Below are 21,189 nucleotides of genomic sequence, written 5' to 3' on the forward strand. Positions count from 1 at the left end.
TCAAACCCTCGACCCCGCAGGAAGGTTTTGCAACCAGGGCGCCCCCTGGGACGCTCGTACCGCCAACCGGCAAACTCACGCGCCGCGCATCAAGGCGCGCGCGCAAGCCAGGCACGCAGTTCCCGCGCGAACTGCGCACGCCGATATTGCGGCAGATGCAACCCGACAGCGACCGCCTGACCGCGGGACACGAGACGCACCGGGTCGCGTGGGGTCGCGCCCGGCTCGACCCGGACCCAGCGGGGATTGAATTCGAACTGCGTGAGCGCGTCGGCGCTCATCTGTTCGATCACCAGCCGGTTCGGATAAAGCCTGATACGTTCGTAATCGACAGCATGGCGCGCATAGATGACAAAAGCGCCGCCTACTACCAACAGATCGATACCGGTAAACGGCAAAACCAGCCAGGCGCCGTGGATCAACAACAGAACGGCGATCGCGATGGAAACCAGCGCCAGCGAAACATAGAAGAACACGAATTGCCTGGGCGAAACCGAACAGTTGCGCTTCATGGTCCAGTCTTTCAGGACCGGTTCCGGACTCGCCAGCAGATCAGACGCCTGCATCGCTCGCTTCCCCCACTTGCAACCTCGCCAGACTATCGCCGCGTCGCGCCTCGCACAACTACGGGAACATCTGGACTTGCCACAATGGATTTTGGGGACCCTTCCGTGCAGCAAACTGACGCATTATAGGCGCGATCCCCTGCCCTCACAAGCAAGGCCCAATCGCCCGCAAACCCATATCAGACGGGCCTTGCAGCGATTTATCAGGCATTTCCCCGGGGCTTTTCAGGCGCTAATTTCAGGCATAACGAAAGCCCCCTTACCACGTTACCGATTCCTTGCAGGACCCCGGCCGATGTCTTCGATGCGCACGATGCCATGGCCTTCGGCGGTCGTACGCGGCACGGCCTTCCACGCGTGGCCGTAGATGATCTCGAAGGTCAGCGGGATCGTGCCCGCGTGCGGACCGTCCGTGCAGCGGCGCGCCTCGAGCGCGGCCACGAGCGCACGGTGCAGGCGCCGCGCGGTGCCGCCGTTCTCGCCCTCGCCATCGCCGTTGCGCTCGAACGGATATGCGCCCCAGCGGCGCACGTCGGCGAGCAGCTTCTCCGGCGTCTTGTAGGTGATGGTGAGCGTTTCCTGGTCCATCACCGGAATCTCGAAACCGTTCTCGACGAGCATGTCGCCCAGATCGTGCATGTCGACGAAATCGATGACGTGCGCGCGCGACGGTACGCCGTGCGCGGCCTCGACTTCGGCGAACGCGCCGCGCAGCTCCTTGAGCGTGTCGGGACCGAGCGTGCTGAACATCAGCAGGCCGTTGACTTTAAGCACGCGCTGCCACTCGCCGAACACGAGGTCGGGGCGCGGATGCCAGTGCAGTGCGAGATTCGACCACAGCAGCTCGAACGCGCCGTGCGCGAACGGCAGTTCGGCGAAGTCGGCTTGCGCAACCCGCGGACCGCGCGAACCGAGCGCGCGGCCAACCGATGCGGGCAGAAAACGCCGCCAGCTCGTGTCGGGGGCGTCGTGCTCGCGGGCACGGCGCAGCATGGCGAGGGAGAGATCGGTGCCGAACACGGGCGCTTCGGGAAAGCGCTCGCGCAAGCTGGGCAGGTCGTCGCCCTGGCCGCACGCGATGTCGAGCACGGCCGCAGGTTTCACCTTGATGTACTCGAGGCGCTCGCGCATGCGTTGCGCGATTTCACGCGGCAGGAAGGCAACGTCGTCGAAAGTCGCCGCACGGCGATCGAAGATGCGCCGAAGGTGCCGGGTGTCATAATCCGGACGGCCAGTTCTTGCGGAAGACGGGGACATGTCGGTCGTATTGGCGAAGTCTGCGAAGTATACTCGCTCACTCCTTTCCTTTCAGTCACGCGAGCCCGCTGCCCGGGCCGTCCTTCGATGCCGCCGCGCCCTTCTTCACGTGATGCACGCAATGCAGCGCGCGTCACACCGCCCGCTTCGCACCGCACTCGTCTTGCGGGCGTTGCGCGCGTCTGTCGAAAAGCGCGGGCGCTGCCGTCACGGCTTGCCCACTTCGTGCTGCCCAATCTGTGCCCATTATGCGGCAATTTGTCGCGAGCCACGCTCTGTGTGTGCTGCGACGCCGCGTACTGGAATGAGCCGCGCCTGCGCTGCACGGTCTGCGCGATGCCGCTCACGCACAGACGCGGTGCGGCGGGACACGCGCGCTACCGCTGCGAGGCCTGCACCGACGCACCGCCCGCATTCGACGCCACGCTCGCGCTCGCCGATTATCGCGCGCCGCTCGACCTGCTCGCGCGCGGCCTGAAGTTTCGCGCGCGCCTCGCACTCGGCGAGGAATTTGCGCGACGCCTCGCGCTGGCCGCACAAGATCTGTGCGATGAGCACGGCATGCCGGAGCTCGTCGTGGCGGTGCCGCTCTCGCGCGAGCGCCTCATCGAGCGCGGCTACAACCAGGCCTGGCAGATCGCGCGGCCGCTCGCGCGCCGGTTGGGCACGCAAGCGGACGCCACGCTCGTACGACGCATCCTGCATACGGCGCCGCAATCGAAGCTCGATCGCGAGACGCGCCGCCGCAACGTCGGCCGGGCCTTCGCGCTCACGCGGCCGCTTGCCGGCCAGCACGTGGGTGTGGTCGACGACGTGATGACCTCGGGCGCCACGCTCGACGCGCTCGCGCATACGCTCAAGGCCGCTGGCGCAAGGCGCGTGACGAATTTCGTCGCGCTGCGCACGCCGAAGGACTGATCGGCCTCACCCTGTTCAAGACATCGAGAGAGTTTCATCGTCATGTTCAACGTCGTTCTCGTCGAACCCGAAATCCCGCCGAACACCGGCAACGTGATCCGCCTGTGCGCGAACACCGGTGCGCGGCTTCATCTGATCGAACCGCTCGGCTTTCCCCTCGACGACGCGAAAATGCGCCGCGCGGGGCTCGACTACCACGAGTACGCGCAGATGCACGTGCACGCCGACTGGGATGCCTTCATCGCCAAAGAAGCCCCGGACCCGTCGCGCATGTTCGCGTTCACGACGCGCGGATCGGGCCGCTTTCATGCGCATGCGTTCCAGCCGGGCGACTGGTTCGTGTTCGGCGCGGAAACGCGCGGCCTGCCCGACGCGGTGCTCGAGCGTTTCGAGACGCCACAGCGCGTGCGCCTGCCGATGCGGCCCGGCAATCGCAGCCTGAATCTCTCGAACACGGTCGCGGTCGTGGTGTTCGAAGCGTGGCGTCAGGCGGGGTTCGAAGGTGGCGAATGAGGCGAGTGCGTTGTCACGCCTTGCCCTACGCGTTGCCGCGCGCCGCCAGCTCACGCTCATAGCGCGTGAGCATCGCATTGTCGAAGCACGCGAAAATCACGCGCTCGAGCGTCGGGTATTTCGATAGCTCGTCGGTCACGGTCGCGACGGCGATCGTCACGGCATCGTCGGCAGGAAAACGGTAGACGCCGCAACTGATTGCCGGAAACGCGATGCTCGTCACGCCCGCCTCGCGCGCGCACTCGAGCGAGCGCCGGTAGCAGGAAGCGAGCAGATGCGCTTCGTCACGGCCGCCGCCGTACCAGACGGGCCCCACGGTATGGATGACGTGTTTGGCGGGCAGGCGATAGCCGCCGGTGATTTTGGCGTCGCCGGTCGGGCAGCCGTTCAGCGTCTCGCATTCGCGCAGCAGGTCCGGCCCGGCGGCGCGATGAATCGCGCCGTCCACGCCGCCGCCGCCGAGCAGCGATTCGTTCGCGGCGTTGACGATCGCATCGACCTTCAACGTGGTGATGTCGACGGCCTGCGCTTCGATGCGGCAGTTTCCGATGGTCAGCATACGGTCCTCCTTTGCGCTCCGGTCGCACGCAAAGCGTGCGAGCTTCAAGCCAGGCGCAGCAGGACCGAAGCGCCCTACTCCGCCTTCGCGTCGCGCCGGAGCAGCGCGCTCACGGCGTCGCGCGGCGTGACACCGTCGAACAGCACGGCGCATACCGCCTGGGTGATCGGCATGTCGATGCCATGCGCGCGCGCGAGCGCCAGCACGGCCTGCGCGCAGCGTACGCCTTCGGCAACGTGGCCGAGTGCGCCGAGGATGTCGTCGAGCGTGCGGCCGCTCGCGAGCTGCTTGCCCACGGTGCGGTTGCGCGAGAGGTCGCCCGTGGCGGTGAGGATGAGGTCGCCGAGGCCGGTCAGTCCCGTGAAGGTCTCGGCGCGCCCGCCGAGTGTGACGCCAAGGCGCGTCATCTCGGCGAGGCCGCGCGTGATGAGCGCCGCGCGTGCGTTCAGGCCGAGGCCCAGGCCATCGGCGATGCCGGTCGCGATCGCGAGCACGTTCTTGACCGCGCCGCCCACCTCCACGCCGACCACGTCGTCGCCGGTATAAATGCGCATCGCGCGGTGATGGAACGCCGCGAGCGTGCGCTCGCGGCAAGCGGCGGAGGCGCTCGCCACCGTCAACGCGACGGGCAGGCCCTCGCCCACTTCGCGCGCGAAGCTCGGCCCCGACAGCACGCCGTTGCTCGCGTGGCCCGGCAGTTCGGCCGCCACGACCTGATGCGGCATCAACTGCGTTTCGGCTTCGAAGCCCTTGCAGAGCCAGACGAAGTGCGCGGGCACGCGGCCCATGTCGCGCAGCGTGCAAAGCATGCCGCGCAGGCCCGCCACGGGCGTGGCGAGCACGACGAGATCCGCCTCGCCCGACGCATGGTCGAGCGCGGCGGCGAGATCCGTTTCGTATTGGAGAGTTTCAGGCAGCGCGACGCCTGCGAGATAGCGGGCGTTTTCGTGCGTCTTGCGCAAGGTGTCGACGAGCGCGCCATCGCGCGCCCACAACAGCGTGTGATGCGCCTGGGCGAGATGCCCCGCCAGCGCGGTGCCCCACGCTCCGGCGCCGAGAACGGCGATGTTCATTCCGATACTCCGCACCGGTAGTTCGTGGAAACGATCAACGTACGCTTTAGTGCGTTGCGCTGCTTGCGCCGTCTTGCTGGGCGAGTTGCTGCAGGCGTTGCTCGTAGAGCGCCTGGAAGTTGATCTCGGCCAGGTGGATCGGCGGGAAGCCCGCGCGCGTGATCGCGTCGGCGATGTTCGAGCGCAGGTACGGGAACAGGATGGTCGGGCATGCGATGCCGACGAGCGGATCGACCTGTTCGGCCGGGATGTTGCGGATGTCGAAAATGCCGGCTTGCTTGGCTTCGATCAGGAACGCAACCTTGTCCTTGACCTTGGCCGTGACGGTGCCGGTGACGATGATCTCGAACACCGATTCGGCGAGGCGCTCGGCCTTGACGTCGACTTCCACTTCGACCGAAGGCATGTCCTGCTCAAGGAAGATGGCCGGCGAATTCGGCTGCTCGAGCGACATGTCCTTGAGGTAGATGCGCTGGATATTGAAGAACGGCTGGTTGTTCTCGTCAGACATGGTGTATGGCTTCCCTGATTGAATGGATCGCGGCGGCATCGTCGTGACGTCTCGAAGTCCCGAAAATGCGCCGCGCTACGGCAATGAACGGCAACAGGCCCGCGCGAGCCTCACTGGCTCGCGCGGGCCGAAACCCTGCGTCGCTACGTCACGCTGCGCAGCCCGCCTGCGGACCGAGGCCGCACGGCTATCGGGCTGCGAATCAGGCCTTGAATCCGCCCGAGTAACCTCAGGCGGCTTCGAGCAGCGGCATCAAGCCGCCCGCACGGTCGAGCGCGGAGAGGTCATCGTAACCGCCCACGTGCGTCTCGCCGATGAAAACCTGCGGCACGGTACGCCGGCCGGTGCGCGTCATCATCTCTTCGCGCCGCGCCGGGTCCCGGTCGATCAGCACTTTCTCGATGTGTTCGACGCCGCGCGACTTTAAAAGACGCTCGGCCATCTGGCAATACGGGCACACCTGGGTGCTGTACATGACCACTTTGCTCACTTCGAACCTCCTTGTTTCACGACCGGCATGCCGGCCTGCTGCCAGGCGTTCACGCCGCCGTCCAGCACGTGGACTTCGGCAAAACCGGCGTCCTTCACGAGGCGCAGCGCCTTGTGCGACTGCTGGCCCGTCTGGCAGACCAGCAACACCGGGTTGCTCTTGTTCTTCACGAGCTGGCCGATCTTCGTCTCGAGTTCGCCAAATTCGACCTGGCGCGCCGAGGGCAGATGACCCTTCGCGAATTCACCCGCGGGACGCAGGTCGACCACCACCGCGTTGCGGCGGTTGATGAGCTGCGTCGCCTCGGCGGTGGAAACCCCGCCGCGGCCGCCGCGCTTGAGCGTCGGCCACAGGAGCAACCCTCCTGAGATGAGGACGATCGCGATGAGTACAAGGTTGATGTAGTTGGTGAAGAACGTCACGGAGGGTCCGCCGGAAAAAGGGAAAGTCGGAGAAATCGTGCGAAATCGGATTCGGACAATCCGCTCATTATAAAATAACCGTTTGTCGCAGGGTTACCGCCCCCCAGCCCGGGCGTGCCGCCCTCCGGGCCTGGACCGCCGCCATGGCGCTGCTGCCGTGTTGCGTCCTCCGTCCCCGATTACCGCTTCCTTCACTACCGACCGGCATCCTCATGTACAAACTCGTACTCATCCGCCACGGCGAATCGACCTGGAACAAGGAAAACCGCTTCACCGGCTGGGTGGACGTCGACCTCACCGAGCAGGGCAACCGCGAAGCGCAGCAGGCAGGCCAGCTGCTCAAGGAGTCCGGCTACACGTTCGACATCGCCTACACCTCCGTGCTCAAGCGCGCGATCCGCACGCTCTGGCACGTGCAGGACCAGATGGACCAGATGTACCTGCCCGTGGTCCACTCGTGGCGCCTGAACGAGCGTCACTACGGTGCGCTTTCGGGCCTGAACAAGGCCGAAACGGCGGCCAAATTCGGCGACGAGCAGGTGCTGGTCTGGCGCCGCAGCTATGACACGCCGCCGCCGGCGCTCGAGCCGACCGACTCGCGCACGGCGTACAACGACCCGCGTTACGCGAAGGTGCCGCGCGAGGAACTGCCGCTTACCGAGTGCCTGAAGGACACGGTCGCGCGCGTGATGCCGATCTGGAACGAGTCGATCGCGCCGGCCATCAAGGCGGGCAAGAAGGTGGTGATCGCCGCGCACGGGAACTCGATCCGCGCGCTCGTGAAGTACCTCGACAACATTTCGGATGACGACATCGTCGGCCTGAACATCCCGAACGGCGTGCCGCTCGTCTATGAGCTGGACGAGAGCCTCAAGCCCATCAAGCACTACTATCTGGGCGACGCCGAAGCCATCGCGAAGGCGCAGGCCGCCGTGGCGAACCAGGGCAAGAAGGCGGGCTGACGCTTAGCGCCGCCCGGCATCGGCTGCCACGTGGCCGTGCCTTGTCGATTCAGGCAGCCGCCGGTCCGTCGGGCCGGCGGCATGTGCGCGGGCCAGCCCTGCGGCCACGCGGGCGCCGTGCGGGTTCGCCCTGGCCGCCCTGGCCGCCCTGGAAATTCGTTGCACATTCCCCTTTTCTGCCTTTTTCCGGGCCTGGCTGGCAGGATTGCCAGCGCCCTGCCAGCACCGTGCCAGAGTGAAATTGCGGCACACGGTTTGCGAACCAGGCGGCTGCAGCACTGTCTTAGTCCCATCGTACGCGCCATATACACAGCCACGGCGGGTGTGCAGTTATACTTGTCCGTCGCTTTTCCAATAGACGCTGCCACGCGCCTTTTCGACCGCACGCAACATACTCTATGCGAAAGAACCTGAAAAACATCGGCCTGATCGCCGCTGGCCTCGCGACCGGCGTATTTGCCACCCTGCAGATATCCGCCGAGGCGCAGCAAACCCAGCAGACGGTCGTAGAACCGCTGCCGCTCGACCAGCTGAGGCTCTTCGCCGAAGTGTTCGGTCAAATCAAGCATGAGTATGTCGTGCCGGTGGACGACAAGAAGCTCCTCACCGCCGCCATCAAGGGCATGGTGTCGAGCCTCGACCCGCACTCGTCGTATCTCGACAAGACCGATTACCAGGAGCTCCAGGAGCAGACCAAGGGTCGCTTCGCGGGCCTCGGCATCGAAATCTCGTCGGAAGACGGCCTGATCAAGGTGATCTCGCCGATCGAAGACACGCCCGCGTACCGTGCCGGCATCCGTCCGGGCGACCTCATCACGCGCATCAACGACAAGCCGGTGCGCGGCATGACGCTCGACCAGGCCGTCAAGCAGATGCGCGGCGACCCGGGCACCAAGGTCACGCTCACGATCTTCCGCAAGACCGACGACCGCACCTTCCCGCTCACCATCACGCGCGCCATCATCAAGGTGCAGAGCGTGAAGTCGAAGATCCTGCAGCCGGGCTACGCGTATATCCGCATCACGAGCTTCCAGGAGCGCACGGTCCCCGACCTCGCGCAGAAGCTGCAGGATATCGCGCGCCAGGAGCCGAACCTCAAGGGCATCATCCTCGACCTGCGCAACAACGGCGGCGGCCTGCTGCAAAGCGCCGTGGGCGTGGCGGGCGCGTTCCTGCCGCCGGATTCGGTCGTCGTCTCGACGAACGGCCAGATCCCGGACTCGAAGCAGGTCTACCGCGACACCTACGAGAACTACCGCCTGCCGTCGTTCGACGGCGACCCGCTCAAGGGCGAGGCGGCCGAGTTCAAGACCGTGCCGATGGTCGTGCTGACCAACGCCTACTCGGCGTCGGCCTCGGAAATCGTCGCGGGCGCGCTGCAGGACTCCAGGCGTGCGCTGATCGTCGGCAAGACGACGTTCGGCAAGGGCTCGGTGCAGACCGTGCGCCCGATGACGGCCGACACGGCGCTGCGCCTGACCACGGCGTACTACTACACGCCGAGCGGCCGCTCGATCCAGAACAAGGGCATCCGTCCTGATATCGCGGTCGACCAGTACGCCGACGGCGATCCGGATGACGCACTCGTCACGCGCGAAGTGGACTATCAGAACCACCTAGCCAACACGCAGGATCCGGACGAGAAGAAGGAGCAGGAAGTGCGCGAGCAGGAGCGCATGGACATGCTGCGTCAGCTCGAGGAGCAGAACGACAAGAAGACGCCGGAGCAGCGCCAGAAGGATCGTGAGCGCAAGCCGGTCGACTTCGGCTCCACCGACGACTACATGCTCCAGCAGGCGCTGAACAAGCTCCAGGGCAAGCCGGTGGCCGAATCGAAGTCGCCGATGGAGCGCCGCCTCGCGCAGCAGAAGCCGCCTACCTCGGCTTCCGCGCCGATCGCCGTGAAGCCGGGCGCGCTCATCATGGCGCCGGCTCCGGGCTCCGCGGCCGCGCCGGCCTCCGCTCCGGCACCGGCGAAGTAACACGCCGACCCGCCTCGCGACTCGCGCGCCTCGTGCGCCGGTCGCGAGGCCGCCCCTCCTCCAGCCGCTGGCGTCGTTACAATAACGGCACGGTATTTCCCCGGCGCGCGCTCCCCCATTCAGGGCCATTCAGGCTCTCGAGGTCCATCGCAGCGCCATCGAACCAGCGCATCGCGATGAACGACGACCAACTCCTCCGCTATTCCCGCCATATCCTCGTCGACGAGATCGGCATCGAGGCGCAGCAGCGCTTTCTCGACGCGCATGCGATCGTCGTGGGCGCGGGCGGCCTGGGGTCTCCAGCGGCGATGTATCTCGCGGCCTCGGGCGTGGGCACGCTCACGCTCGTCGACAACGACACCGTCGACCTCACCAATCTGCAGCGGCAGATCATGCACGAGACGGCGTCGGTCGGCCGCGCGAAGGCCGAGTCGGGCCGCGACGCCATCGCGCGCCTGAATCCCGAGGTGAAGGTGAACGCGCTGCAAGTACGCATCGACGATGCGTGGCTCGACGCGCAGGTGCCGGGCGCGACGGTCGTGCTCGACTGCACCGACAACTTCGCCACGCGCCACGCCATCAACCGCGCGTGCGTGAAGCACGGCGTGCCGCTCGTCTCGGGCGCCGCGTTGCGCTTCGACGGACAGATCAGCACGTTCGATTTCCGCGACGACGCCTCGCCCTGCTACGCCTGCGTGTTTCCCGAAGACCAGCCATTCGAGGAAGTGGCGTGCTCGACGATGGGCGTGTTCGCGCCCACGGTGGGCATCATCGGCGCGATGCAGGCGGCCGAGGCGCTGCGCGTGATCGGCGGCATCGGCGCGCCGCTCGTCGGGCGGCTCATGATGCTCGACGCGCTGCGCATGGAATGGAACACGATGCGCGTGGCGCGGCAGCCGGATTGCCCGGTGTGCGGCGAGCGTCACCGGCACGCCTGAAGCCCGCGCGAGCCAGGGCAAGAAAAAAAGCCCCGGACATGCCGGGGCTTTTTGCATTTTCGCGTCTGCACGGGCGGCCGCTCAGGCCTGGGCCACACGCTGCAGCGCGGCCTGCAGCTCCTCGGGCTCGTAAGCGGCCAGCACCTCCGCCACCGGCTTCTCCAGCGTCTTGAGCTGCGAGCGCAGGATTTCCTGCTTCACCACGAGCAACTGGCTCGGGTGCATCGAGAACTCGGTGAGACCCATGCCGAGCAGCAAACGCGTGAACGACGGGTCGCCCGCCATCTCCCCGCACACCGAAACCGGCACGCCCGCGCGCTTCGCCTCGCGCAGCGTATGCGCGATCAGCTGCAGCACGGCCGGATGCAGCGGATCGTACAGGTCGGCCACCGCATTGTCGGCGCGGTCGATGGCGAGCGCGTACTGAATCAGGTCGTTGGTGCCGATCGAGAGGAAGTCGAGCCGGCGCAGGAACATCGGCAACGCGAGCGCGGCCGCCGGAATCTCGATCATCGCGCCGACCTGGATGTTGGGATCGTAGGCGAGACCGGCGTCGTCGAGCTGACGCTTCGCCTCGCGGATCAGGTCAAGCGTCTGGTCGATCTGTTGCGCGTGCGCGAGCATCGGAATCAGGATCTTGACCGAACCGAACGCCGAGGCGCGCAGGATTGCCCGCAGCTGCGTGAGGAACATCTGCGGCTCGGACAGGCTCCAGCGGATCGCGCGCAGGCCGAGCGCCGGGTTCGCGGCCGTCTCGTAACCGTCGCCCGCATTCATGGCGTCGAGCGGCTTGTCCGCGCCCACGTCGATCGTGCGGATCGTCACGGGCAGCCCGTTCATGAGCTCCACCGCGCGGCGGTAGGCGGCGAACTGCTCGTCCTCCTCCGGCAAGTGGTTCTTGTGGTTCATGAACAGGAACTCTGTGCGAAAGAGGCCCACGCCCGTCGCGCCCGAGTCGAGCGCGGCCTGCGCGTCGTCGGGCAGCTCGATGTTCGCGTAGAGCTGGATCTTCGCGCCGCACAGCGTTTGCGTGGGCGAGAACTTCAGGCGCTGCAGCTTGCGCCGCTCGAGCGCCATCTCGCTTTGGCGGTAGGTGTACTCCTCGAGCACGATCGGCGCGGGATCGACGATCACGACGCCATGGTCGCCGTCGACGATGATGAGATCGTCCTGGCGGATCAGCGCGCTCGCCTGCTGCACGCCCACCGCCGCCGGAATGCCGAGGCTGCGCGCGACGATCGCCGTGTGCGAGGTGCGCCCGCCCAGATCGGTGACGAAACCCTGGAAGGTTTGCCCCTTGAACTGCAGCATGTCGGCCGGCGCGATGTCGTGCGCGACGACGATCATCTCGTCGCAGCCGCCGTGCAGCGAAGGCGGCATGGCGCCCGCGAGCGACTTCAGCACGCGCTCCACGACCTGCTCGATATCGGCCTTGCGCTCGCGCAGGTACTCGTCCTCGACGTCGTCGAAGTGACGCGAGAGGCGTTCGAGCTGTTCGGTAAGCGCCCACTCCACATTGAAGCGGCGCGTGCGGATGAGGTCGATGGTCTCCTGCACGAGCATCACGTCGTTCAGGATCATGAGGTGTACGCCGATGAATGCGCCCATTTCGGAAGGGGCGTCGGCGGCGAGGTCGGCGCGCAGCGCGTCGAGCTCGTGCTCCACGGCCTGCAGCGCCGCGCGAAAACGCACGATTTCGTCTTCGATCTGCGCGTGCTCGATGAGGTAGTGGTCGACGTCGAGTGCAGCCGGGGCGATCAGATACGCTCGCCCGATGGCTATACCGCGTGATACGGGAATTCCATGCAGCGTGAACGGCACGCGCACCTCCTCTGGTTATTTGATGCTGCGGCAAACCGCTGCAATGCGCTCTCTCAGACCCCGGCGATGATTATAAATTCCAGCGCGGCGGAATGTAGCCATGCGCACCTGTCCGTGCATGACTGCGGCCTTGTGCAGCAGTCGCCGCCCACAAATAAAAACGCCGCGGCAAACCGCGGCGTTCCGGGCAAGGCGCGTTGACTGCGCGCGTCTTACTGGCCTTCGCCGAACTTATCGGCGATCAGCTTGAGCAGCGCGCTCATGGCGTCGGCCTCGTCCGGGCCTTCGGTTTCGATCATCACCGTGCTGCCGATGCCTGCGGCCAGCATCATGACCCCCATGATGCTCTTGGCGTTGATGCGGCGGCCGTTGCGGCTCATCCAGATTTCCGACTGATAGTTGCCTGCGAGCTGTGTCAGCTTCGCCGACGCCCGCGCGTGCAGGCCGAGTTTGTTCACGATGGTCGTTTCTTGTTGCAGCATAGGTCGATCCGGACGCGGTGTGTGGAAGTGTGACTGGGTTGTTTCGCTTTGCCTTGTTGTTGGCTTTCGCTGGCGCGCCGCCGGTTCAGGTGCTGCCAGCCGGCCTGAATACGCCGGCCGCTACGCCGCCGGTGCAAGCCGCGCCCCGCGTCGCGGCGGCAGGCTGGCTCGCGCTCTGGCCCGCTACCGGATTCGCGGCCTGCTTTGCCGCGTCGGCGGTGGCTTCGGTGCAGGGCGTGGGCGGGCAAGCGCATTCGCTCGCGGGCGCAACGGGCGGCATGGTCGGACCGATGGTCTGGACGCCCTTGCTCGCGCCGGCCAGCGCCTTTTCGACCAGCGTGTCGAGCGGCGTTGCGCGGTAGCACACGGCCCGCACCAGCATCGGCAGATTCACGCCGGCCAGCACGCGCACCTCGGGCACCGTGGCGAGGCGCGCCGCGATGTTCGAAGGCGTGGCGCCGAACATGTCGGTCAACACGAGCGCGCCGTTGTCTTCGCGCAGGCGCTCGATCTCCGAATTCGCCTTGGCGACCACTTCAGCCGGGTCGCTGTCGGGGAGCACGTCGAGCGCGCCGATGCGCGCCGGACAACCGCCATAGATATGCGCGATGCACTCGCGTAGCGCGGTGGCGAGCGGTGCGTGCGCAATGATCAGAATCCCTGCCATGTCAGCTTGACTGCAAAAAACGGCTCCGGTTGATGCTCGGACGACCCGTAGATCGCGTCCTGCAGCGCCGATCCCGCAGCCAGCCGTGAGCTCGCAGGGTCGGAACACGCGCCGCGCAGCAGCCGGAACGTCTTGTCGACGCCCGCCTGCCAGCCCGGAACGCGGGCTCGCGGCATTGTAGCAGGGTCATTTTCGCGCACGCGAGGCGGTTCTGCTCACAGCGGCGACAGATGTCGCGCGCGATTTACAGGCTCCGCGCTCGCGCTCGACCTTTCGTGGTCCGCAACTGCCCGCCAGTCAAGGTCTCGATGGGGCGCCCACCCTGCAAGGCCCCCACATCCCGCAAATGCCGCCATACACGCGGCTTTCAAGTCCGCGCTCCAGGTGCGGGCTTCAAATGCACCCGGTCGCCGTTTCGAAGCCGGACGCCGGCCGGATTCAGGCCGCCGCGCGCTCCAGCGCGTCGATGAACATCGAGGCCACGTCGAAGCCCGTCTGCTCCATGATTTCGCGGAAACACGTCGGACTCGTGACATTGACCTCCGTGAGCCAGTCGCCGATGGCGTCGAGCCCGACAAGCAGCAGGCCGCGTGCCGCGAGCGTCGGGCCGAGCGCTTTGGCGATCTCCATGTCGCGCCCGGTGAGCGGCTGCGCGACGCCGAGCCCACCCGCCGCCAGATTGCCGCGCACTTCATTGCCCTGAGGAATACGCGCGAGCGAAAACGGCACCGGCTCGCCGCCGATCAGCAGAATGCGCTTGTCGCCGGCCTTGATTTCGGGGATGAACTTCTGCGCCATCACGCTGCGCGCCCCGTCGTGACTCAGCATCTCGATGATCGAGCCGAGGTTCATGCCGTCCGCCTTCACGCGGAACACGCCCATGCCGCCCATGCCGTCGAGCGGCTTGAGGATCACGTCCTGGTGCTCTTCATGGAACTGGCGCAGGCGCGCGGCGCTGCGCGTCACGAGCGTCGGCGCGACGAACTGCGGAAACTCGCCGATGGCGAGCTTCTCCGAGTGATCGCGAATCGACTGCGGCTTGTTGAAGATCTTCGCGCCCGCGCGCTCGGCGATCTCCAGCAGCCACGTCGAGGTGACGTACTCCATGTCGAACGGCGGGTCCTTGCGCATGACGACGGCATCGAAGCCGGTGAGCGCGCGCGAATCGGCCGTGGCTTCGAACCACGTTTCGCGATGCAGGTCAGCCGTATCGCCGATGATCGTGAAGCGCCGCACGTCGGCCTCCACCTGGCCGTTCACCCATGCGAGGTGCTGGGGCTCGCATGCGAAGAGCTGGTGGCCGCGCTTCGCGGCCTCGGCCATCATCGCGTAGGTCGAGTCCTTGTAGATCTTGAACCGCTCGAGCGGATCGGCGATGAAGAGAATGTCCATATCGTCTCTGCCTTGTCCCTGTCCTGTCGCTGCGTGGCGCCTGGTGGCGCGCCTGCTTTCATGACGGCAACGCCCGCACGGTGGCGGGCGCTGCGTTCGATTGTGTGAATGATGACGGCCGGATCAGACCTGGATCGCCTCGGGATCGGTCTTCTCCAGCTCGACCGAGGCCGCCAGCAAGCCGAGCCGCGCCACCACGCCGTACATGTAAAAGCGGTTCGGCGGCGCCGCACCCGCTTTTGCGCGCGTGTCGGGCAGCGCCGTGTGCTCGAAGCCGAGCGGCACGAAGTGCATGCCCGGCGCGTTCAGGTTCTGGTCGCGCTCGCGGCTGCCGTGCGCGCGGTAGAAGCCGCCCACCACATAGCGGTCGATCATGTACACGACCGGCTCGGCCACTTCGTCGCCGATGTGCTCGAACGTGTAGACGCCTTCCTGCACGATCACGTCGTGCACTTCGAGCCCGTCCTTCGTGGCCGACATCTTCGCACGTTCGCGCTTCGTGAGTGCGGCGACCTCCGAGGCGTCGTGCACCGTCATCACGCCGCGGCCGTCCGTGCCGGCATCGGACTTGATGACGACATAGGGCTTTTCGGTGATGCCGTACTCGCGGTACTTCTTCGCGATCTTCTTGAGCACGGCGTCGATGGCGGTCGCGACTTGCTCCTCGCCCGTGCGCGCCTCGAAGTCCACGCCTTCCACGTGCGCGAAGTACGGATTGATCATCCACGGGTCCACGCCCACCATCTTCGCAAACTTCTTCGCCACGTCGTCGTAGCAGGAGAAGTGCGTGGACTTGCGGCGCACCGCCCAGCCCGCGTGCAGCGGCGGCAGCACGTACTGCTCGTGCAGGTTTTCGAGCACGGGCGGAATGCCGCCCGAAAGGTCGTTGTTCAGCAGGACCGAACAGGGGTCGAAGTTCTTCAGGCCCAGGCGCCGCTGCGAGCGCTCGAGCGGTTCGAGCACGATCTTCTGGCCGTCGGCGAGCGAGATCGTCACCGGCCCGGCGATCGTTTCGTCGAGCGTGCCGAAGCGCACGTTCAGGCCCGCCTGGCGCATGATCGTGGCGAGGCGCACGACATTCTCCAGATAGAACGCGTTGCGCGTGTGCATCTCCGGAATCACCAGCAGGTTCTTGGCGTCCGGGCAGATCTTTTCGATGGCGGCCATGGCCGCCTGCACGGCGAGCGGCAGCACTTCCTGCGGCAGGCAGTGAAAGGCGCCGGGAAACAGGTTGGTGTCGACCGGCGCGAGCTTGAAGCCGGCGTTGCGCAGGTCCACCGAGGCGTAGAACGGCGGCGTGTGCTCCTGCCATTCGAGGCGGAACCAGCGCTCGATGGCCGGCGTCGCATCGAGGATGCGCTGCTCCAGTTCGAGGAGCGGGCCATTCAACGCCGTAACCAGATGCGGGACCATAAGGGGTGACTCGCGGACGAAATGCTTTGATTGTAGGGAAACCGGTCGTTTATCTGGGGACGATTGCGCCAGTTGCAAGACGGGATTGCCCTCATGAATCTGGGTCGTGAAATCCCTTGAGCGCGGTAGGGTCAATCGAGCGTGCCGCGCACGGATATTCACGCCGGATATCCATTCTGGACCGCCCGCGGCGCCGGGCGCAATTGGGCCCACGCACTGAAGGGGCACTATGCGAACGCGCCGGCGAGGTGCTTATTCCGCCCTGGCCCCCTCCCTGGCGCGAGAGCAAGGCCCACACCCGCCGCCCGGGCGCGCAAAAGAAAAGGGCCCGCCGAAACGGCGGGCCCAGGTCGCTGCTTGCTGCCCTGCTAGATCAAACCATCGAACGCGGCGCGCTTATTCCACGCGCTCGCCATGCAGAACCACGTCGAGACCTTCGCGCTCTTCTTCTTCCGAAACGCGCAGGCCCATCACCATGTCGATCACCTTCAGCAGGACGAAGCTCACCACGCCGCTGTAGATGAGGGTCGTGAGCACGCCCTTGGCTTGCAGGATGAGGCTGCCATCCGCGCCGCCGATGTCCTTCACCGCGAACACGCCGGTCAGCAGCGCGCCGATGATGCCGCCGATGCCGTGCACGCCGAACGCGTCGAGCGAGTCGTCATAGTTGAACTTGTGCTTGAGCCACGTCGCCGACCAGAAGCAGACCACGCCGGCCACCACGCCGATCACGATCGCGCCCAGCACGCCGACGAAGCCCGATGCCGGCGTCACGGCCACGAGACCCGCCACGGCGCCCGAGGCGATGCCGAGCACCGACGGCTTGCCCTTGGCGATCCACTCCGCGAACATCCAGCCGAGTGCGGCGCAGGCGGTAGCGACTTGCGTCGTGAGCATCGCGAAGCCCGCACGGCCGTCGGCCGCGACTGCCGAACCCGCGTTGAAGCCGAACCAGCCCACCCACAGCATCGCCGCGCCCATCAGCGTGAGCACGAGGTTGTGCGGCGCCATCACTTCGCGGCCGTAACCCACACGCTTGCCGAGGACGATACAGCACACGAGGCCCGCGACACCGGCGTTGATGTGCACGACCGTGCCGCCCGCGAAGTCGAGGATGCCGGCGCTGGCGAGCCAGCCGGTCGGCTCCCACACCATGTGCGCGATCGGCGAGTAGACGATGATCGACCACAGCGACATGAACACGAGCATCGCCGAGAACTTCATGCGGTCGGCAAACGCACCGGTGATGAGCGCCGGTGTGATGATCGCGAACGTCATCTGGTAGACGAAGTACACGGTCTCCGGGATGGTCGGCGCGAGGTGGCTCACGGTGAGCGTCGTCGCCTTGTCGCCCTTGATGTAGTTCATGCCCTCAAGGAAGATGCGCGAGAAGCCGCCGATGAACGAGCCGCCCGGCGTGAACGCGATCGAGTAGCCGACCACCGTCCAGATCACCGTGACCACGCAGGTGATCGCGAAGCTCTGCATGAGCGTCGCGAGCACGTTCTTCTTGCGGACCATGCCGCCGTAGAAGAGCGCGAGGCCCGGGATCGTCATGAACAGCACGAGCGCGGTGGAGGTCAGCATCCACGCGGTGTCGCCGGAGTTGATCTTCGACGAATCGACCGAGAACGGCGCGGTCGGTGCGGCGGGCGCCGCGGCGGCTGCGGCAGCCGATGCGTCGGCCGGGGCGCTTGCGGCGGCGGCCGGTGCGCTGGCTGCTGCTGCCGGGGCCGAAGCCGCGTCGGCTGCGGGCGCCGAAGCCGGAGCGGCTGCGGACGCATCGGGCGCCGAAGCGGTGGTGGCCGGCGCGGACGCCGCGGCGGGCGCGGATGCGTCGTCCGCCAGCGCGGCGCCGACGCCGCCGGCCAGCAGCGAGCCGGCCATCATCAGGGACATCAAAAGTTTGCGCATCTCGGTTTCCTCTTTCCTCTTGTCTCGGTCTCTTTAGGCTTTACAGCGCGTCGGCGCCGGTCTCGCCGGTGCGGATGCGGATCACTTGTTCGATCGGGGTGACGAAAATCTTGCCGTCGCCGATCTTGCCCGTGCGGGCCGCGCGTTCGACCGCCTCGATGGCCTGCTCGACGATGTCGTCGGCCACGGCGGCTTCGATCTTCACCTTCGGCAGGAAGTCGACGACGTACTCCGCGCCGCGGTACAGCTCGGTGTGCCCCTTCTGGCGACCGAAGCCTTTCACCTCCGTCACCGTGATCCCCGAAACGCCGATCGCCGAAAGGGCTTCGCGCGCCTCATCGAGCTTGAACGGCTTGATGATTGCTGTAATGAGTTTCATGTAGTCCTCGCTGTGGTTTGCTTCATTCCTTTGTCTGCTTCTGCAACGGGCGCCCGGCGAACGGCGCGTGATGCTTCGCCGCGTCGCTGGCACACCGTGAGCCAACCGTCGTTCGGTGCGCGGGGCAGTATTAGCAACACCCGTGCCAATTTGCTGCAGCCCGTGCGTAAAGGCGGTGTGATGGACTTCGATGCAAGCGCGCTCAAAGCCGTGGACAATGCGGTCCGCGCCTTGAGGCGCGCGGTGCAAGGCCCTGGCCGAACGGCCAGCGTGGCACGCGCGCGGTGGCGTGGCGGGGGGAACGTTGCTACAGTGTTCTCAGGCATCGCTGCCGCGCTGGGCGCCGCATGGCGGCTGGAAATGGCCGCCGCGCCACAGCGCGAAGCACACGGGCCTGCGGTGCGCACCACTTGCGCGCACACCTGGCCGTGGCCCTGCGAGTTCGCACCAAGATCGATCACTGTCCGTCGCGGGGCACATGCGAAACAAAACTTGCACATTTTTTGTGCAGCGAAGGGGAATCGAATGAAGCAACCTAACGACGTATTCAATGATCTGCAGTCGCGCGTGAGCGATCTGCTCAAGAACTCGCCGGCGCGCGATGTCGAACGCAATGTTCGCGCAATGTTGTCGCAAGGCTTTTCGAAGCTGGACCTCGTCACGCGCGAGGAATTCGATGCGCAAACGCAGGTGCTCGTGCGCACGCGCCAGCGTCTCGAAGAACTCGAGCGCCGCGTCGCCGAGCTCGAGCAGAAGCTGCCGGTGACCAGCCAGTCCTCCTGATCAATTCCTTGCGCACTCCTGTGCGCAATCGAGTGCAGCCCCCATGCCGCACCGCCGCAAGCGATCCGTAGCGTGATCGCAATGGAACCGTAAAGGGGCAGACGCCTCACCAGCCTGGCGCATGCACGGCGCGCGAAACATGTACGAAGCCCGGACCAAAGCTTCGTACCACGCGCGCCACTCCCCGCACGCGAGCCTTCCGGAGAATCCCATGTCGCTTGCCGTGGTGCGCAGCCGCGCGCCGGCTGCTGGCCGCGCGCCCGAAGTCACTGTCGAAGTTCATCTCGCCAACGGGCTGCCGTCGTTTTCCATCGTCGGGCTGCCCGACCTCGAAGTGCGCGAAAGCCGCGAGCGCGTGCGCGCCGCGCTCTCGAACTGCGGCTTCGATTTCCCGGTGAGGCGCATCACCGTCAATCTCGCGCCCGCCGATCTGCCCAAGGAATCCGGCCGCTTCGATCTGCCGATCGCGCTCGGCATTCTCGCGGCGAGCGGGCAGCTTCCGGTTGCGGCGCTCGCGCACCGGGAGTTCGCGGGCGAGCTTTCGCTCACCGGCGCCGTGCGGCCCATGCGCGGCGCGTTCGCCATGGCATGTGGCACGGCACGCGCGCATAGGGAGCGCGTAGCGCGTGTCGACGAAGCGGTAGCCTCCAGCCTTCAGACCATTGTCGCGAGCGACATCCTTCGGATTCCTGATGCTGAGACCGGCGAAGCCACGCGCTCGCGCATGCCCGAGCTTTATCTCCCTGCGCAGAACGCCGCCGAAGCGGCGCTCGTGCCCGATGTCGCGGTGTACGGCGCGGCAGATCTGCGCTCCCTGTGTGCCCACCTTGCGGGCGCCGATCCCGAAGCGCGCCTCGCCCCCGTGCGCGCGAGCGCCCTCGACGCCGCACCGGCCGCCGCGCCACCCGACATGGCCGACGTGGTCGGCCAGCGCGGCGCGCGCCGCGCGCTCGAAGTCGCGGCGGCCGGCGGCCACCATCTGCTGATGGTGGGGCCGCCGGGCGCCGGCAAGTCGATGCTCGCCGCGCGCCTGCCCGGGCTCCTGCCGCCGATGACGGACGACGAGGCGCTCGCCTCCGCCGCCCTGCTCTCCGCCAGCGCAGTCGGCTTCACGCCGCAGCAGTGGCGCAAGCGGCCGTTTCGCGCGCCGCATCATTCGTCGAGTGCGGCCGCGCTGATCGGCGGGCGCAATCCGCCGCAGCCGGGCGAGATCACGCTCGCCCATTTAGGGGTGCTATTTCTGGATGAGCTCCCCGAGTTCGATCGCCACGTGCTCGAGACCCTGCGCGAACCACTCGAGGTGGGCGCGATCACGATTTCGCGCGCCGCCTGGCAGACCGACTTTCCGGCCGCGTGTCAGCTCGTCGCCGCGATGAATCCCTGCCCGTGCGGCTGGCGCGGCGACCCCGCCGGGCGCTGCCGCTGCACGCCCGAAAGCGCCGCGCGCTATTTGCGCAAGCTGTCGGGGCCGCTGCTGGACCGCATCGACATCCAGATCGAGATTCCGGCGCTGCCGCCCGCCGAACTGGCCGCCCGCGCGAGCGCGAACGCCGAACCGAGCGCCGCGATCGCCGCGCGCGTGCAGGCGGCGCGCGAACGCCAGCTGGCGCGCCAGGGTAAAACCAATCGCGCATTGACCGGCCGCGAAACCGATGCAGTCTGCCAGCCGGACGCCGCCGGAGAAGCGCTGCTGCGCGAAGCGGGCGAGCGCTTCGGCTGGTCGGCGCGCGCGCACTACCGGGTGCTCAAGGTCGCGCGCACGATCGCCGATCTCGCGGGCGCCGCGATGCCCGAAGCCGCGCACGTGGCGGAGGCCGTGCAGTACCGGCGTGTGTTTGCCGAGCGATAGCCATGCACAGCGCCATTTCGCCGGAAAATGCCGCCGCTTTGCGCTGCGGGGAATGTGAATAGCGCCAATAAGTCGAAGTCAAGACTTGACTTATGCACATTTCGTCGTGTTGACCCCGGTTCTGTGCATGGTTCGCATTACGCCGGGGGCATTTTGGTAACCCATTGATTCTTCTACCCTTCTGGATTTACAGAAAAGCGGCCAAAACTAACAGAAAGCCCACAGGACGGCCCTTTCCGGCCAACGGCGCGCTGTTTTCCACAAAGTTACCCACAGCTCCTGTGGGTAACCAGTAAAC

21 protein-coding genes are annotated in these 21,189 nt (G+C 66.5%); 7 read left to right on the forward strand and 14 right to left on the reverse strand.

Features of this window, described 5'->3' with window-relative positions:
• Positions 1-89: 89 nt before the first annotated feature.
• Complete coding sequence (locus AB4Y42_RS25835; RefSeq protein ID WP_324148383.1) at positions 90-566, reverse strand: DUF2244 domain-containing protein; 477 nt, start codon at positions 564-566, stop codon at positions 90-92.
• Positions 567-833: 267 nt separating this feature from the next.
• Positions 834-1,823, reverse strand: a complete 990-nt coding sequence (locus AB4Y42_RS25840; protein ID WP_368695737.1) for a methyltransferase domain-containing protein — start codon at positions 1,821-1,823, stop codon at positions 834-836.
• 87 nt (positions 1,824-1,910) lie between these two features.
• On the opposite strand from AB4Y42_RS25840, the gene AB4Y42_RS25845 reads away from it, so the two are divergent.
• Both AB4Y42_RS25845 and trmL read left to right on the forward strand, forming a co-directional pair.
• The gene (locus AB4Y42_RS25845; RefSeq protein WP_368695738.1) at positions 1,911-2,741 is read left to right on the forward strand and encodes a ComF family protein; all 831 of its coding nucleotides are present in this window, start codon (positions 1,911-1,913) and stop codon (positions 2,739-2,741) included.
• A gap of 42 nt (positions 2,742-2,783) precedes the next feature.
• Entirely contained in the window at positions 2,784-3,254 is a 471-nt protein-coding gene (gene trmL, locus AB4Y42_RS25850; RefSeq protein ID WP_368692545.1) for a tRNA (uridine(34)/cytosine(34)/5-carboxymethylaminomethyluridine(34)-2'-O)-methyltransferase TrmL, read from the forward strand.
• Positions 3,255-3,279: 25 nt separating this feature from the next.
• Here trmL and AB4Y42_RS25855 read toward each other — a convergent pair whose 3' ends face one another.
• From AB4Y42_RS25855 to AB4Y42_RS25875, 5 genes are all read right to left on the reverse strand, one after another.
• Positions 3,280-3,813: an O-acetyl-ADP-ribose deacetylase gene (locus tag AB4Y42_RS25855; protein ID WP_368695739.1), complete on the reverse strand. Its 534-nt coding sequence runs from the start codon at positions 3,811-3,813 to the stop codon at positions 3,280-3,282.
• 74 nt (positions 3,814-3,887) lie between these two features.
• Complete coding sequence (locus AB4Y42_RS25860) at positions 3,888-4,886, reverse strand: NAD(P)H-dependent glycerol-3-phosphate dehydrogenase (protein ID WP_368692543.1); 999 nt, start codon at positions 4,884-4,886, stop codon at positions 3,888-3,890.
• 46 nt (positions 4,887-4,932) lie between these two features.
• The gene (gene secB / locus AB4Y42_RS25865; RefSeq protein ID WP_042270084.1) at positions 4,933-5,397 is read right to left on the reverse strand and encodes a protein-export chaperone SecB; all 465 of its coding nucleotides are present in this window, start codon (positions 5,395-5,397) and stop codon (positions 4,933-4,935) included.
• A 229-nt stretch (positions 5,398-5,626) separates the two neighbouring features.
• On the reverse strand, positions 5,627-5,887 hold the full coding sequence (gene grxC / locus AB4Y42_RS25870) for a glutaredoxin 3 (RefSeq protein ID WP_042270085.1): 261 nt from the start codon (positions 5,885-5,887) through the stop codon (positions 5,627-5,629).
• Positions 5,884-6,309 (reverse strand): rhodanese-like domain-containing protein, encoded by a 426-nt coding sequence (locus tag AB4Y42_RS25875; RefSeq protein ID WP_042270087.1) that lies wholly within the window; start codon positions 6,307-6,309, stop codon positions 5,884-5,886. Before AB4Y42_RS25875 ends, grxC begins: the two co-directional genes overlap by 4 nt.
• A gap of 212 nt (positions 6,310-6,521) precedes the next feature.
• Here AB4Y42_RS25875 and gpmA point away from each other — a divergent pair, with 212 nt between their 5' ends.
• From gpmA to AB4Y42_RS25890, 3 genes are all read left to right on the forward strand, one after another.
• Complete coding sequence (gene gpmA / locus AB4Y42_RS25880) at positions 6,522-7,271, forward strand: 2,3-diphosphoglycerate-dependent phosphoglycerate mutase (RefSeq protein ID WP_368695740.1); 750 nt, start codon at positions 6,522-6,524, stop codon at positions 7,269-7,271.
• 398 nt (positions 7,272-7,669) lie between these two features.
• Positions 7,670-9,253 carry a S41 family peptidase gene (locus AB4Y42_RS25885; RefSeq protein WP_368692541.1) on the forward strand — a complete coding sequence of 528 codons (1,584 nt, stop codon included), beginning with the start codon at positions 7,670-7,672 and terminating at the stop codon, positions 9,251-9,253.
• A 176-nt stretch (positions 9,254-9,429) separates the two neighbouring features.
• Entirely contained in the window at positions 9,430-10,191 is a 762-nt protein-coding gene (locus AB4Y42_RS25890; protein ID WP_368695741.1) for a ThiF family adenylyltransferase, read from the forward strand.
• A gap of 81 nt (positions 10,192-10,272) precedes the next feature.
• Here the strand turns inward: AB4Y42_RS25890 and ptsP are convergent, their stop codons facing one another.
• From ptsP to AB4Y42_RS25925, 7 genes are all read right to left on the reverse strand, one after another.
• Positions 10,273-12,012 carry a phosphoenolpyruvate--protein phosphotransferase gene (gene ptsP, locus AB4Y42_RS25895; RefSeq protein ID WP_368692539.1) on the reverse strand — a complete coding sequence of 580 codons (1,740 nt, stop codon included), beginning with the start codon at positions 12,010-12,012 and terminating at the stop codon, positions 10,273-10,275.
• A 212-nt stretch (positions 12,013-12,224) separates the two neighbouring features.
• Positions 12,225-12,494 (reverse strand): HPr family phosphocarrier protein, encoded by a 270-nt coding sequence (locus AB4Y42_RS25900; protein WP_042270095.1) that lies wholly within the window; start codon positions 12,492-12,494, stop codon positions 12,225-12,227.
• An 85-nt stretch (positions 12,495-12,579) separates the two neighbouring features.
• Complete coding sequence (locus tag AB4Y42_RS25905; RefSeq protein ID WP_368692538.1) at positions 12,580-13,161, reverse strand: PTS sugar transporter subunit IIA; 582 nt, start codon at positions 13,159-13,161, stop codon at positions 12,580-12,582.
• A 438-nt stretch (positions 13,162-13,599) separates the two neighbouring features.
• Positions 13,600-14,553: a glutathione synthase gene (gshB, locus tag AB4Y42_RS25910; protein ID WP_368695742.1), complete on the reverse strand. Its 954-nt coding sequence runs from the start codon at positions 14,551-14,553 to the stop codon at positions 13,600-13,602.
• 123 nt (positions 14,554-14,676) lie between these two features.
• Positions 14,677-15,966 (reverse strand): glutamate--cysteine ligase, encoded by a 1,290-nt coding sequence (gene gshA, locus AB4Y42_RS25915; RefSeq protein ID WP_368695743.1) that lies wholly within the window; start codon positions 15,964-15,966, stop codon positions 14,677-14,679.
• 396 nt (positions 15,967-16,362) lie between these two features.
• Positions 16,363-17,880 (reverse strand): ammonium transporter, encoded by a 1,518-nt coding sequence (locus tag AB4Y42_RS25920; protein ID WP_368695744.1) that lies wholly within the window; start codon positions 17,878-17,880, stop codon positions 16,363-16,365.
• A gap of 40 nt (positions 17,881-17,920) precedes the next feature.
• Positions 17,921-18,259 (reverse strand): P-II family nitrogen regulator, encoded by a 339-nt coding sequence (locus AB4Y42_RS25925; RefSeq protein WP_028201804.1) that lies wholly within the window; start codon positions 18,257-18,259, stop codon positions 17,921-17,923.
• Positions 18,260-18,784: 525 nt separating this feature from the next.
• Between AB4Y42_RS25925 and AB4Y42_RS25930 the strand changes: the two genes are divergently transcribed.
• The gene (locus AB4Y42_RS25930; RefSeq protein WP_028201802.1) at positions 18,785-19,042 is read left to right on the forward strand and encodes an accessory factor UbiK family protein; all 258 of its coding nucleotides are present in this window, start codon (positions 18,785-18,787) and stop codon (positions 19,040-19,042) included.
• A gap of 211 nt (positions 19,043-19,253) precedes the next feature.
• Positions 19,254-20,891, forward strand: a complete 1,638-nt coding sequence (locus AB4Y42_RS25935) for a YifB family Mg chelatase-like AAA ATPase (RefSeq protein WP_368695745.1) — start codon at positions 19,254-19,256, stop codon at positions 20,889-20,891.
• Positions 20,892-21,189 lie beyond the last annotated feature (298 nt).

It is taken from the genome of Paraburkholderia sp. EG286B, assembly GCF_040965655.1.
GTDB lineage: Bacteria > Pseudomonadota > Gammaproteobacteria > Burkholderiales > Burkholderiaceae > Paraburkholderia.